At 70.7% G+C, this 14,057-nt stretch carries 12 protein-coding genes; 11 read left to right on the top strand and 1 reads right to left on the bottom strand.

The annotated features are described in order from the left end of the window. Nucleotides 1-8 precede the first annotated feature (8 nt). Complete coding sequence (locus AB0M79_RS35020) at nt 9-1,628, bottom strand: ABC transporter substrate-binding protein (protein ID WP_364222701.1); 1,620 nt, start codon at nt 1,626-1,628, stop codon at nt 9-11. Between the two features lie 223 nt (nt 1,629-1,851). Here AB0M79_RS35020 and AB0M79_RS35015 point away from each other — a divergent pair, with 223 nt between their 5' ends. The 11 genes from AB0M79_RS35015 (at nt 1,852) to AB0M79_RS34965 (ending at nt 13,938) form a co-directional block, all read left to right on the top strand. Next, nucleotides 1,852-3,333 (top strand): 4-hydroxyphenylacetate 3-hydroxylase N-terminal domain-containing protein, encoded by a 1,482-nt coding sequence (locus AB0M79_RS35015; protein ID WP_364222698.1) that lies wholly within the window; start codon nt 1,852-1,854, stop codon nt 3,331-3,333. Continuing rightward, nucleotides 3,326-3,886 carry a flavin reductase family protein gene (locus AB0M79_RS35010; protein WP_364222695.1) on the top strand — a complete coding sequence of 187 codons (561 nt, stop codon included), beginning with the start codon at nt 3,326-3,328 and terminating at the stop codon, nt 3,884-3,886. Before AB0M79_RS35015 ends, AB0M79_RS35010 begins: the two co-directional genes overlap by 8 nt. Before the next feature lie 55 nt (nt 3,887-3,941). Next, nucleotides 3,942-4,928 carry a hypothetical protein gene (locus AB0M79_RS35005; protein ID WP_364222692.1) on the top strand — a complete coding sequence of 329 codons (987 nt, stop codon included), beginning with the start codon at nt 3,942-3,944 and terminating at the stop codon, nt 4,926-4,928. Further along, nucleotides 4,928-5,644 (top strand): PIG-L deacetylase family protein, encoded by a 717-nt coding sequence (locus tag AB0M79_RS35000; RefSeq protein ID WP_364222689.1) that lies wholly within the window; start codon nt 4,928-4,930, stop codon nt 5,642-5,644. The genes AB0M79_RS35005 and AB0M79_RS35000 overlap by 1 nt, the downstream gene beginning before the upstream one ends. Beyond that, nucleotides 5,641-6,276: a dimethylmenaquinone methyltransferase gene (locus tag AB0M79_RS34995; protein ID WP_364222686.1), complete on the top strand. Its 636-nt coding sequence runs from the start codon at nt 5,641-5,643 to the stop codon at nt 6,274-6,276. The genes AB0M79_RS35000 and AB0M79_RS34995 overlap by 4 nt, the downstream gene beginning before the upstream one ends. Then, a complete protein-coding gene (locus tag AB0M79_RS34990; RefSeq protein WP_364222683.1) occupies nt 6,273-8,297 on the top strand; it encodes a hydantoinase/oxoprolinase family protein in 2,025 nt (674 codons plus the stop codon). Before AB0M79_RS34995 ends, AB0M79_RS34990 begins: the two co-directional genes overlap by 4 nt. Before the next feature lie 28 nt (nt 8,298-8,325). Beyond that, nucleotides 8,326-9,999, top strand: a complete 1,674-nt coding sequence (locus tag AB0M79_RS34985; RefSeq protein ID WP_364222680.1) for a hydantoinase B/oxoprolinase family protein — start codon at nt 8,326-8,328, stop codon at nt 9,997-9,999. 126 nt (nt 10,000-10,125) lie between these two features. Then, complete coding sequence (locus AB0M79_RS34980) at nt 10,126-11,172, top strand: ABC transporter permease (protein WP_364222677.1); 1,047 nt, start codon at nt 10,126-10,128, stop codon at nt 11,170-11,172. Beyond that, on the top strand, nt 11,169-12,011 hold the full coding sequence (locus tag AB0M79_RS34975; RefSeq protein WP_364222674.1) for an ABC transporter permease: 843 nt from the start codon (nt 11,169-11,171) through the stop codon (nt 12,009-12,011). The genes AB0M79_RS34980 and AB0M79_RS34975 overlap by 4 nt, the downstream gene beginning before the upstream one ends. Further along, nucleotides 12,008-12,961, top strand: coding sequence for an ABC transporter ATP-binding protein (locus AB0M79_RS34970; protein WP_364222671.1), 954 nt, complete (start codon nt 12,008-12,010; stop codon nt 12,959-12,961). The genes AB0M79_RS34975 and AB0M79_RS34970 overlap by 4 nt, the downstream gene beginning before the upstream one ends. Then, complete coding sequence (locus tag AB0M79_RS34965) at nt 12,961-13,938, top strand: ABC transporter ATP-binding protein (protein WP_364222668.1); 978 nt, start codon at nt 12,961-12,963, stop codon at nt 13,936-13,938. The genes AB0M79_RS34970 and AB0M79_RS34965 overlap by 1 nt, the downstream gene beginning before the upstream one ends. Nucleotides 13,939-14,057: the final 119 nt, after the last annotated feature.

Below are 14,057 nucleotides of genomic sequence, written 5' to 3'. Positions count from 1 at the left end.
GAGGCGAGTCAGCCGCGGCCGATCCTGGCCACGTCCACGCCCCACTGCGGGTTGTAGACCAGCCCGGTCAGACCGGCAGTGCCGACCAGCACCGAGGCCGGCTGCATCAGCGGGAAGTACGGGGAGTCGGTGTTGAAGCGACGTTGCAGCTCCTCGTACCGCTGGGCGCGCTGCCGCTCGTCCGTGGTGGCCGTCGCCTCCCTGGCCAGCGCCGCCTCCGCCGGCGCCCGCTCCACGGTGTATCCGAGCGGGACCGCGACGGTGCCGCCCGGGGCGAACGGCTGGTAGCCGTTCGGGTCCGCCGAGTCGGGTGACCACAGGGAGGCACTGGCCTGGACCTTGCCGTCGCGACGCAACTGGAGGTGGACGGCGATCGGCCGGCCCTCGATTTCGACCTCCAGGCCGATCTCACCAAGGCTGGACTGGATCTTCTGCGCGATCGTCTCGACCGATACCCCGGCGAAGACGAAGTTGGCGACGTAGTTCAGTTTGAACTTCGGGTCGGCGATCCCGGACGCGGCGACGGCCGCCTTGGCCCGCTCCACGTCCCGCTTGACCGCCTGGTCGGGTGGCAGGCCACCGAGCAGGCCGTTCGGGATCATGCCGGCGAGCTGGACCGCGCCCGTACCACCGATCTCGGTGATGCCGTCGTAGTCGAGCCCGTACCGGATCGCCTCGCGGATCTTCGGGTTCGCGGTGACCGGCGCCTGTTCCGGATCGATGTTCACACCCAGGTAGAAGCTGTTCAACGCCGGTTTGGTGACGACCTGGACGGCGGGGTTACCGCTCAGCGAAGCGGCCTGGTCGGCGGCGATGTCGTAGGCGACCTCGTCCTTGCCCCGCTGCACGCCCAGCAACTGGGTGGCGGCGGGCACGTTGCGGATGATGACCGTGTCGAAGACCGGCTTGGTGCCCCAGTAGTGCGGGTTCGCGCCCAGCGTGATCTGCTGCGTCGGCCGGTACTCCTTGATGACGTACGGGCCACTGCCGGCGCTCTTGGTGGACAGGAACGCCTCGGCGTTGTCCGTCTTGTCCGCGTCCGCCGCGTCGCTGCCCCCGTTAGCGCCGACCAGGGTCGAGTTGACCACGCTCAGCGGAGTCGATGCGACGATTCGCTCCAGGGCCGGGTTCGGTGTGTCGCTGGTCAACACCACCACATGCGCCTCGGGGGCGCTGGCCGTGACACCATGCAGCATGTAGGACTGGCGACCCTTGATGTTGATCAGGCGGTGGAAGGAGAACACGACATCCCTGGCCGTCAGGGGCGTACCGTCGCTGAACTTCACGTCCTTGCGCAGGTTGAAGGTGAACACCTTCGCGTCCGGCGAGACCGTGTGCGACGTGGCCAGTGCCGGTTTCGGCGTCAGGTCGCTGCCCTCGAACGTGAGCAGTGTGTCGTAGACGGCGTGCAGCGCCATGTTCGCGGTCACCGACGCCTCGCGCGCCGGGTCGAGTTGGTTGTTGTTGAACACGGTGTTGAGCACCAGGGTGCCGCCGGTCACCGGTTCGGACGGCGCGGCCTTCTCCTCGGTGGAGCAGGCGGCCAGGGTGGCGACGAGGCCGACAGCGACGGCCGTGGCCAGCACCTGGGTGACTCTCGTGGGTACGGCTGTTCTATGCGGTCTCATGGACTCTCCGTTCGAGGTCGCGCGTGCCGCGAGGCCCGCAGCGTATGGCCGGCGGACGAGGAGCCTCCAACAGGATTGCGCGATGTGATCCATCGACCACGCCGATGGCCACGCATCGGCGCGACCGATGGACCGCATCGGGAACGCGCGTTGGACCTGCCGAATTGCCAGTTCCTACCGTCGAGACATCCCCATCTCGGGGCCGTCTCACGGAGGTCGACACGTGATCCGCACTGGAAAGCAGTACATCGAGGGACTTCGGACGCCGCGTGAGGTGTACGTCGGCGGGGAGCGGGTCGCGGATGTCACCACCTATCCGGCGTTCCGCAAGCCGATCGAGAGCTACGCCCGGTTGTACGACATGAAGCACGACTCGCGCTACACCGACATCCTCACCTATTCGGAGGAGCCCGGCGGCGAGCGTTACGACATCAGCTTCCTCGTGCCCAAGAGCAAGGAAGAACTCAAGGCGAAGGGCCGGGCCTACCGCACCTACTCCCGCGCCTCGTACGGGTGCCTCGGTCGGGGGCCGGAGTTCATGGCCGCGCTGATCGCCGGGATGTGGGAAAGCACCGAGTGGTTCGAGCAGTGGGGCGAGGGCGGCGCGCAGAAGGTCGCCGACTACGTGCGCTACGTACGCGACAACGACCTGTTCCTCACCCACGCCCTGGGCAACCCGCAGTCCGACCGCTCCAAGCCCTCACACCAGCAGGCCAACCCGTTCATCCACCTGCGGGTGAAGGAGGAGACCCCGGAGGGGCTGGTCATCCGTGGTGCCAAGCAACTGGCCACGGCTGCCCCGGTGACCGACGAGATCCTGGTGTTTCCGAACGGGCGGCAGTTCGGACCGGGCGACGACGCGTACGCGCTGTGTTTCGCGGTACCGACGGCCACCCCCGGTGTCAAGATCATCTGCCGTGAGCCGCTGGTGCCCGACGACCGGCGCAATGTCTACGACCACCCGCTCAGCTCACGCTTCGAGGAGATGGACGCGCTTGTCGTCTTCGACGACGTGCTGGTGCCGTGGGACCGGGTCTTCTTCCACAACAGCCTGGCCGCGGCGAACAACATGCGCTTCATGACCGGCGTGGCGGCGTTCTCCGGCCACCTGTCCATCCACCGTGCCACGGTCCGCGCGGCGCTGACCGTGGTGACCGCGATGAAACTGTGTGCCTCGGTCAAGACCGACGTGTTCCCCAATGTCGGCGAACTGCTGGGCAAGCTAGCCGCGATGTACAAGGCACAGGAATCGCTGCTGTTCCGCTGCGAAGAGGAGCCGCGCATCACCGACACCGGTACGTACTGGTGTAACGGCGACGCGATGTCCGCCTCGGGCCTGCTGTTTCCGGACTTCTACACCACCATGCTCGAGGTGATCAAGCGGACCGGCGCGGCCGGCCTGATGCTCACCCCCACCCTCGGCGAATTCAGCGGCGATATCGGGGAACTGGCGAACACCTACTTCGCTGGCGCCGAAGACATGCCGGGCGTGGACCGGGTACAGGTCGCCAAACTCGCCTGGGATCTGGCCGGCGACGCGGTCGGCCAGCGACTGGCGCACTACGAGCGGTTCTACATCGGGGAGCCGATGTTCGTGTCCTCGTTCTACGCCCGCTCAGTGGACATGAGTCTCGGACGGGAACTGTTCGACGAGATCATCGCGGAGGGGCGGGCACTGCACGGGGCCGCCGGGGCTGATGCGTGAGAGGGCGGACGCCCCGACCGACCGCGGTTACCGCACCACGATGGGGTTGTTCGCCACCGGGGTGACCGTGATCACGGTAGGCGACGGGAGGGTGCGACACGGCATGACGGCCAGCGCCGTGATGTCCGTGTCGCTGCGCCCACCGCTGCTCGCCGTCGCGGTCGACACCCGCGCCTACACCAACCAGATGATCCGGCGGGCCGGCCACTTCACGGTGAACGTCCTGGCCGAGGGGCAGGAGCAGGTCGCACTGCGGTTCGCCCGGGCGATGGCCCGCGAGGCCGAACTGTTCGGCCCGGACCCATCCCCCACCGGGGCAACCGGTGATCCGCTGCTGCCACACACGCTCGCCCACCTGTGTTGCGAGCTGGCATCGGCGTACGAGGAGGGGGACCACATCCTCTACGTCGGCCGGGTGACCGCACTGTGGCGGGCGGACGATCCCCGGCCGCCGCTCATCTTCAACCGGGGTCGGTTCTGCTCCACCAACTGCCGGGTCTGTATCACCCGGCTCGACCCCACCGAAGCGTTGTGTGCCCTGATCGAGGGCTGACCGGACACGGTACGCCCCGGGATCCGGGCGGCCGAGCAAACAGGGAGCACGAGAGATGGCACAGATTGTCCTCGGCCTCGGGGTGTCGCACACCCCCCAGATGAGCATGCCCAGCAACCTGTGGGCGTCCTACGCGAGCAACGACCGCAAGAACCCCAACCTCATCTACCGACGGAAGAAGTGGGCGTTCGACGACCTCGTGGCGGCGCGGGCCGGCGACGGCATCGCCGAACGGATCAAAGAGGAGGAGTTCGCCGCGTTGCACGCCCGCGCGCAGGCCGCGGTGGCCGTCCTGGCGAACGAGCTGGCCCGGGCCGCACCGGACGTCGTGGTGGTCGTCGGGGACGACCACCACGAACTCTTCAGCGAGGATCACATGCCCACCTTCGCGGTCTACTGGGGCGAGACCGTCACCGCGATCCCACCGGAGAAGTTCTGGTTTCCCGAGGTGGCCACCGCGGCGTGGGCGCTCTACGGAGAGCAACGGGAGACCTACCCGTGCGACCCGGCGCTCGGCGCGCACCTGATCCGGCACCTCAACAGCGGCGGCTTCGACGTGGCGCAGATCCGCGCACAGCCTGAGGGCGAGTCGATCGGTCACACCGTGGTACTGGTACGCAACCGGCTGATGGACCGGAGCAAACCCGTCCTGCCGATCGTCCCGCTGCTGATCAACACCTATTTCGAGCCGAACCTGCCGACCCCGCAGCGCTGCTGGCAGCTCGGTAAGGCGCTGCGCGCGGCGCTCGAGGCGTACCCGCCGGAAACCCGGGTAGCGGTGATCGCCTCCGGTGGCCTGAGCCACTTCGTGGTGGACGAGACGGTCGACCGGGCCGTACTGGCCGCGATGGCCGGCCGGGACGAGGCGGCGATCGCCGCACTGGTCCCCGCCGACTTCGTCTCCGGCACCTCCGAGGCGATGGGTTGGCTCACCGTCGGCGGCGCCTGCGGCGGGCTGGACATGGACATAGTGGACTACATCCCCGCGTACCGCACCGCGGCCGGCACGGGCTGCGGCATGGCCATGGTCCGGTGGATCTGATGGCGGAGACGATGCTGGTCGTCAGCGCGCACGCGGCCGACTTCGTGTGGCGGGCCGCCGGCGCGGTCGCCCTGCACACCGCCGCCGGCGGCAGCGCCACGGTGGTCTGCCTGTCCTACGGCGAACGCGGCGAGTCCGGCGACCTGTGGCGCGAGCCGGGCCAGACGGTCGAGGCGGTCAAGGTCCGCCGGCACGCGGAGGGCGCCAAGGCCGCGGCCGAGGTGGGCGCCGACTACATCCCGCTCGACCTCGGCGACTACCCGCTGGAGGTGCCGCCGGCCGCGCTGCGCAGGCTGGCCGACATCTACCTGGATGTCCGCCCCCAGGTGCTGTTGATCCACGCGCCCGCCGACCCGTTCAACCCGGATCATCCGGTCGCTTCGGCCGCCGCGGCGAAGGCCCGGTTGCTGGCGATGGGCGCGGGCGGCGTCCCCGCGGCGTTTCCGACCATCCCGCCGCCGCGGATGCTGGCCTTCGAGCCGCACCAGCCGGACCAGTGCGGCTTCGCCGCGGACGTGTTCCTGGACATCACCCCGGTCTTCGCCCGCAAGCAGGCCGCGATGGCGGCGATGGCGTCCCAGTCCTATCTGGCCGACCACTACCGCCAGCGCGCCGAGCAACGCGCCTACCAGTCGCGCTATCTGGGCGCCGGCACGGAGGTCCGCTACGTCGAGGCGTATCAGCGGATGACGCCCGAGCTACGGACAGCGCTGTGAACCCGCTCGCCCGGCTCGGTGTCTCCACCGTCTACGAGGCGTCCGGGCAGGACGGTCTCGTCGACGCGGCGCTGACCCGGGTGGTACCCGGTAGCCGGGCCGCCGGGCCGGTCCGCACCGTCCGGTGCGGCCAGGACGACAACTTCGGCGTGCACCTGGCGTTGGACCGCATCGGCCCCGGTGAGGTGCTGGTCGTGGCGATGCCGCGGCCGGCGCCGGTGGCGCTCGTCGGCGGCCTGCTGGCCGCACAGGCCAAGGCACGCGGCGCGGCGGCGCTGCTGGTCGACGCGGCAGTACGCGACCTGGACGAACTGGTCGCACTGGGGCTGCCCATCTGGGCCCGCTGGGTCACCTCCCGCGGCGCGACCAAGTCCGGCACGGCGGAACTGGACGTACCGGTCGAGGTGGGCGGTGTGCTGATCGCACCCGGCGACCAGGTCGTGCTCGACGGCGACGGCGTGGTACGGGTGCCCGCGGCCGACCTGGCATCCACCCGGTCCGCCGCGATACGGCGGGCGGACAAGGAGAACGAACTACTGCCCCGGCTGGTCGCGGGCGAGGCCACCCTCGACCTGATGGGACTGCGGAGGGCGAACCAGGCACTGGACACGACGGCGGAAGGACCGGCATGACACGGGCAGGCGGATACCGGGTGGCGGTGGACATCGGGGGGACATTCACCGACGCCGTGGCGATGGCGGCGGACGGCACCGTCCGCAGCGCGAAGTCGCTGTCCATCCCCGGCAGCCAGGACACCAGCGTGCTGGAGGCGGTGGACCGGATCGGGATCGGACTGGACAGCGTGGCGGACTTCATCCACGGCACCACCACCGCGCTCAACGCACTGCTGGAGCGCTCCGGCGCCCGGCTGGCGATGGTGGTCACCAGCGGGTTCCGCGACGTGTACGAGATCGGTCGGGCGAGCCGGCCCCGGATGTACGACATCCATTACCACCGGCCACCGATGCTGCTGCGGCGCCGGGACGTGTACGAGGTCAGCGGCCGGGTCGGCGCCGACGGCGAGACGCTGGTCCCCCTCGACGAGGACGCGGTGAGCACGCTCGCCGGCCGACTGGCCGCAAAGTACGACGCGGTGGCGGTGTGTTTCCTGCACGCCTACCGGTTCCCGGCGCACGAGGCCCGGGCGAAGGAACTGATCAGCGCCGCCGCGCCGGGACTGGCGGTGGTCGCCTCGCACGAGGTGGCCCCGCAATGGCGCGAGTACGAACGGTTCTCCACCGCGCTGGTGTCGGCGTACGTGACCCCGAAGATCAGCGACTACCTGGGCCGGCTGGAACGCCGGCTGGCCGAACGCGGCCTGCCCGGACCGCTGCACGTGATGCAGTCCAACGGGGGCGTGATGAGCGCGCAGATGGGGGTCCGCCGCGCGGTGCAGACCCTCTTCTCGGGCCCGGTCGGCGGCACGGTGGGTGCGGTGGCGATCGGCGGCCAACTCGACGCGGCGCAGCTCATCTGTGTGGACATGGGCGGCACCTCGTTCGACGTGTCGCTGGTGGTGGACGGTACGGCCGACATCGACAGCGAGCTGGAGATCGTCGGGCACCCGGTGCTCACCCCGTCGGTCACCATGCACTCGCTGGGCGCCGGCGGCGGCTCGATCGTCTACGAGGAACTCGGCGGCCTGCGGGTCGGCCCACAGTCGGCCGGGGCGAACCCCGGGCCGGCCTGCTACGGCCGGGGCGGTCAGCCGACCATCACCGACGCGAACCTGCTGCTCGGCCGGATCCCACCGGACACCCGGATGGGTGGCACGGTGGCGCTGGACCGGCGGGCGGCGCACCGGGCGCTGGCCGAGGTCGGCGAGCGCCTCGGGCTGGACGCGGTCCAGCTCGCCACCGGGGCGGTGGCGGTGGCCGACGCGGCGATGGCCGACGCGATCCGGGAGCTGACCGTGGCGCGCGGGATCGACCCGCGACAGTTCGATCTGCTCGCCTTCGGCGGCGCCGGACCGCTGCACGCCGCGTCGCTCGCCGAGGAACTGTCCATCTCGCGGGTGATCGTGCCGGTGACCCCGGGCGCGCTCTCCGCCTGGGGCATGCTCCAGGCGGACGTCCGCCACGACCTGGTCCGGGCGTTCTTCGCGGTGCTCGCCGACGTGCCGGCGGCCGGGGTCGCCGCCGAGTTCACCGAACTGCGCGGGCAGGCCCGGGACCTCCTGGCGGCGGAGAACGTCTCGCCGGACGCCACGGTGCTGCACAACGCCGCCGACCTGCGCTACGCCGGGCAGGAGTACACACTGACCGTGCCGGTACCCGGGCGGGTCGACGCCGCCGCGCTGGCCAGCCTCGCCGCCGCGTTCCACGACGCCTACCTGGAACGGTACGGCCACAGCAATCCGAGCGAGGCGGTGGAACTGGTCAACCTGCGGGTCGCCGCGCTCGGTATGCGGCCGCGCCCCGCGCCCCGCGCAATCGAGCCGGCGCCACGGCCCGCACCAGTGCAGTGGCTGACCACCCTGTTCGCCGGGGAGTACCACGACACGGCGGTCTACGACCGCACCGGGCTGGGCGCCGGCACGGTCGTCGAAGGGCCGTGCGTCGTGCTGGAGGAGGGCTGCACCACCCTGGTGCCACCCCACTGGCAGGCCACCACCACACCCCACGGACACCTGCTGCTGGAGCGGCGGCCGTGACCCCGCGCCCGACCCGAGAGAGGTGCTGATGACCACCGTCGACGCCCCCCACATGCCCGCCATGGTGGATCCGGTCACCGTGGAGGTGATCCGCAACGCGATCTCCTCGATCGCCCGGCAGATGAACAACAACCTGGCCCGCTCGGCGTACACACCGATCATCTACGAGATGAAGGACTGCTCGGTCGGCGTCTTCGACCACCGGGGCCGGCTGCTGGGGCAGTCCCCCGGCCTGCCGATGTTCCTCGGCAACCTGGAGATGGGTATCCGGGTCACCACCGAGATGCTCGGCGGCCCGGAACACTACCGGGCCGGCGACGTCTTCATGGTCAACGATCCGTACCTGGTCGGCAGCCACACCTACGACGTGACCGTGTTCTCGCCGATCTTCCACCGGGACCTGCTCATCGGCTTCGGCGCGACCAAGGCGCACTGGCTGGACATCGGCGCCAAGGAGGCCGGCCGGCCGGTGGACACCACGGAGATCTACCAGGAGGGCTACCGGTTCGGACCGACCTACGTCTACCGCGCCGGAGAGCCGGACACCCAGACCCTGGACTACATCACCCGTAACAGCCGGCTACCCCGCTCGGTGTGGGGTGACCTGCACGCACAGATCTCCGCCTGCCGTACCGGGGAGCGCCGGCTGGTCGCACTGTTCGAGCGGTTCGGCGCGGACGTCGTACGGGCCGCCACCGAGGAGACCTTCCGCCAGAGCGAACGGCTGGACCGGGAGACGGTCGCCCGGATCCCGGACGGTGTGTACCGGGCCGAGGCGGCGATGGACTCCGGCGGCCCCGGGCAGCCTCCGGTGCCGGTCAAGGTCGCCGTGACGATCGCCGGCGAGGAGGTGGCCATCGACCTGACCGGTTCCAGCGGCCCGACCGCGGGGTCGGTGAACTCGCCGCTGCCCGGCACCGTCGCCGGCGCCCGTCTGGCGTTCAAGTGTCTGATCAACCCGAACGCGCCGGTCACGGCCGGGACGTTTCGTAACCTCACGGTGGTGGCCCCGCCCGGCACCGTCTTCAACGTGGCCGAACCGCACGCCACCATCTACTACTACCCGCCACTCGGCCTGATGATCGACCTGGTCATCCGGGCACTGGCCGAGGTGCTGCCGGACGAGGTGGTGGCTGGGCAGCCGGCCGACCCGATGAACGTGACCTTCTTCGGCACCACTACCGACGGCCGGCGGTACGTCAGCGGTGAGGCGACCGCGGTCGGCTGGGGTGCGTCCTCCCGCGCGGACGGCGCCAACGGAATGATCAACTATGGTGCCGGGGATCTGAAGAACTACCCGGTGGAGGTGCTGGAGTCCCGCTATCCGATCCGGGTGCACCGGTACGCGCTGCGCGAGGGCTCCGGCGGCCCCGGCCGGCAGCGCGGCGGGCTGGGGATCCTGCGGGAGTACGAGACCCTCGACGAGGGCACCCGTCTGTCGCTGTGGCTGGAGCGCTCGACGGTGCCCGGCTGGGGTCTCCACGGCGGCTCGGACGGGCAACCCACCCACGGTGAGATCGAGATCGACGGGGTCACCGAGACGGTCCTCAAGGTGGGTGCCCGGGCACTGCCGCGGGGCGCGCGCGTGCGGGTGGCCACCGGCGGCGGGGGCGGATACGGCCCGTCCGGTGAACGCGACCCGGACCTGGTCGCGGCTGACCGCGCCGACGGTTACGCGCCGGACAGCGCGCCCGCCGGGTGACGGGCGAGGAAGGCCGACATGTTGTCCCTGTTGTCCGATTTCGCTAGTCAGATATGGATGTTCGGCCCCCGGCCTGTCGGCCTCGTGGCGCTGGTGCAGGCCCCTGACCTGCGGTGAGGGTGAGTCATGCCAGGTTCAACATCCATTCGCGGGGTTGGCTCCCGGCTGGTCCGCCTGGCCATCGGCCTGGGCTGGATCCTGCTCGTCGTGTGGATCGCGGTCAGCATCACGTTCGTGCTGAGCCGGCTCGTCCCGGCCGACCCGGCCCGCCTCGCCGCCGGCCTGGACGCCGGACCGGAACAGGTCGCCCAGGTCCGCACCGACATGGGACTGGACCAGCCGCTGCCAGTGCAGTATCTGCGCTACCTCGGCGACCTGGTCACCGGCGATCTCGGCGACTCGATACAGACCCGCCAACCGGTGCTCGACGACCTGGCCGCCGCGGTGCCCGCCTCGCTGGAACTGATCCTGTTGTCGTACCTGGGCTACGCGGCGATCGGCGTGCTGGCCGGGATCGCCTGGGCGTACTGGCCGCGCGGGCCGCACACGGGTCTGCTGCGCTTCACCGGGGTGATCGGGGTGGCGGTGCCGGTCTTCTGGGTCGGCCTGCTGCTTCAGATCGTCTTCGCCGGCAAGCTCCAGTGGTTTCCGGTGGCGGGCAACTTCGACTACGGCGGCACCGGGGTGCCGAAGGTGACCGGGATGGGCCTGGTGGACACCATCCTGACCGGTGAACCGGGGCTGATCGGCCAGGCCGCACGCACCGTGGCCCTGCCGGTCACCACCCTGGTCATCACACACATCGCGGTGACCATGACCCTGATGCGCTCGTCGCTGGCCGAGCAACTCCGCCGCCCCTACGTGCGGACCGCCCGGGCCCGCGGCGTCACCGAGCGGCGCCTGGTCTTCGTGGACGCGTTACGCAACTCGCTCAACCCGGTCATCACCATGCTCGGCCTGCAACTCGGCTGGAGCCTCGGTGGAGTGGTGATCATCGAAGTGATCTTCTCCTGGCCCGGCCTCGGCCTGTACGCCTACCACGCCTTCGGCGCCTTCGACTACAACGCGATCATGGCGATCACGATCCTCTCCACCGTCGTGTTCGTCGTGGTCAACGCACTGGTCGGCACGCTCTACCCGGTCCTGGATCCGCGGCTTCGGGAGTCTCGATGACGGTATGGCAAGTTCCCGGCGTGGCCGCCTGGCGGCTACGCCGGCCCCGCGCGGCCGAATGGTGGGTGGGCGCCACGGTGTTCGGCATCGCCGCTCTACTGCTGGTTCCCGGATGGCTGGCCCCGCACGACCCTTACGCGTTGGCGGTCTCCGAACGCTTCCAGGCCCCGTCGGTCGCCCATCCGTTCGGCACGGACGACGCCGGCCGGGACATCTTCAGCCGGGTCGTCCACGGAGCCCGCTACTCGCTCGGCACCAGCCTGATCGTGGTCAGTGTCGCGGCCGTCTTCGGGACCGCCTACGGCGCCGTCGCGGCCTGGAGCGGCGGCCTGGTGGATCGGATCCTGATGCGCGTGGTGGACGTCTTCCTCGCCTTCCCGTACCTGGTGTTCGCGATGGCGATCGCGGCCTCGCTCGGGCGAGGGCTGGGCTCCACCCTGATCGCGCTCGTGGTGCTCTGGTGGCCCAGCTACGCCCGGATGGTCCGCGGCCAGGTCCTCTCCCTGCTCAAGGACCAGCACATCAAGGCGGCCCGGACGCTGGGCGCCTCGGGCGGACAGATCCTGCGCTGGCACGTCGTGCCGCACACCTACGACCAGGTCACCGTCCGTTACACCCTGGATCTCGGGCAGGCCCTGGTCGCCCTGACCGGCCTGTCCTTCCTCGGCCTCGGCGCACAGCCGCCCAGCCCGGAGTGGGGACTGCTGATCGCCGACGCCAAGCAGTACGCGCTCACCGCCTGGTGGGCGGCGGTCCTGCCGGGCCTGGTGGTCTTCCTGGTGGCGTTGAACTTCATGGCGATCGGCGACCGGTTGCGCCGGGACGGGACCGGCCGATGACCGCCATCCTGTCCGCGCGCGGGCTGACCGTACGCTACCCCGGCGCCCGGCGCCCGGCGGTCGAGAACGTCAGCTTCGACCTGTCCGCCGGCAGCACCCTCGCCGTGGTCGGCGAGTCCGGCAGCGGCAAGTCGACCATCGCCCTGGCGATCAGCCGGCTCCTCGACCCGGCCGTGGAGATCCGGGCGGACCTGCTCACCTTCGAGGGCCGCGACCTGCTCACCATGGACCGGGCCGGGCTGCGCCGGCTGCGCGCCCGGCGGATCGCCATGGTCTTCCAGTCACCGTTCGGTTCGTGGAACCCCACCCGCACCATCGGCGCCCAGCTCACCGACGGCCTACGCGCAGCCGGCATCTGGCCCTCGGGCCGGGACCGGCTGCTCACGCTGCTGCGCCGGGTGGGCATCCACGAGCCCGCCGACCGGCTCCGCGACTACCCGCACCGGTTCAGCGGCGGGATGCTCCAGCGGGCCATGATCGCCGGGGCACTGGTCGCCCGGCCCAGCCTGCTGATCGCGGACGAACCGACCAGCGCGCTGGACACCACCGTGCAGGCCGAGATCCTGGACATCCTCGACGAGCTACGGGACGAGCACCAGCTCGCGCTGATGCTGATCAGCCACGACCTCGGCGTGGTCGCCCGGGTCGCCAGCTCGACCCTGGTCCTCTACGGCGGCCGGCTCGTCGAGTCCGGCCCCACCACCGCGCTCTACCGGAACGCCGGTCACCCGTACACGCGGGCGTTGCTGGCCGCCGCGCCCCGGCTGGACGGGCCACGCAAGGTACGGCTGCCCGCACTGGCCCCGGGGCCGGTGGTCGACCACGGCTGCGCCTTCGCCCCCCGGTGCCCGCAGGCCGAATCCCGGTGCGCGGAAACCACGCCCGGCCTGCGCCCGGTGTCCGGATTGAACGTGGCCTGCCATCTCGCCGAGACACCGCGGAGCACCTGATGACCAAGACCGCCGACCCGCCCCCGCTGCTCGAGGTACGCGACGTCCACAAGACGTTCACCACCGGCCCCCGCCCCGTCCGGGCGTTGCGGGGGGTGTCGCTGAGCGTGCGCCCCGGCGAAATCGTCGGGCTGGTCGGCGAGTCCGGCTCGGGCAAGTCCACGGTCGCCAACCTGATTCTCGGGCTGGAGCACCCGGACGCCGGCGACATCCGCTACCAGGACCGGGCGCTACCGGACTGGCTGGCCAGGTCCGCACGCGGCTACCGAGGGGCGGTGCAGGCCGTCTTCCAGGATCCGGTACAGGCCATGGACAGCCGGAAGACTATCGGCTGGTCGGTGGCCGAGCCCCTGGTCATCCACCGGGTGGCCCGGGGCGCCGCCGCCCGGGAGCGGGTGGCCGATCTGCTCCGCTCGGTCCACCTCGATCCGGCGCTGGCCGACCGCTACCCGCAGCAGATCTCCGGCGGGCAGGCGCAGCGCGCCGGCATCGCCCGCGCGCTCGCGCTGGAACCTGCCCTGCTGGTCTGCGACGAGGCCGTCTCCGCGCTGGACGTCTCGGTCCAGGCGCAGATCCTCAACCTTCTCCTGGAGATCCAGGATCGGTTGGGCACCGCCATGCTGTTCATCAGCCACGCCCTACCGGTCGTGCGCCACCTGGCCGACAGCATGGTGGTGATGTACGCGGGCACGGTCGTGGAGCAGGGCCCGACCGAGGCGGTCTGCCAGGCGGCCCGGCACCCGTACACCCGGCTGCTGATCAGCTCGTCGCCCCACCCGGCCCCGGACCGGAAGCCGGGGCGTGCGGCCACCGCCCCCCGGGAGCAGATGCCGGTCACCGGTTGCCGGTTCGCCCCGCGCTGCCCCCTGGCGGTGGACCGCTGCCGGGCCGAGGACCCGGTCCTGCGGCAGGTCGGCACGGCGCATACCACCGCCTGCTGGCGGGCCGAGGACCTGGCCACGGTCACTAGCCGATGACCGGACCGATGCATCGGCGCCGGCGATACAACGCATCGGAGGGCGCTATTGGACTGCGCGAACGGCGGGTTACTAGCCTCGGAACACAGCACGCCCCAAACGCACGGACGACCACCACT

It is taken from the genome of Polymorphospora sp. NPDC051019 (assembly GCF_040683055.1).
GTDB classification, from domain to species: domain Bacteria; phylum Actinomycetota; class Actinomycetes; order Mycobacteriales; family Micromonosporaceae; genus Polymorphospora; species Polymorphospora lycopeni.
This window is presented reverse-complemented; position numbering and strand designations above follow the sequence as displayed.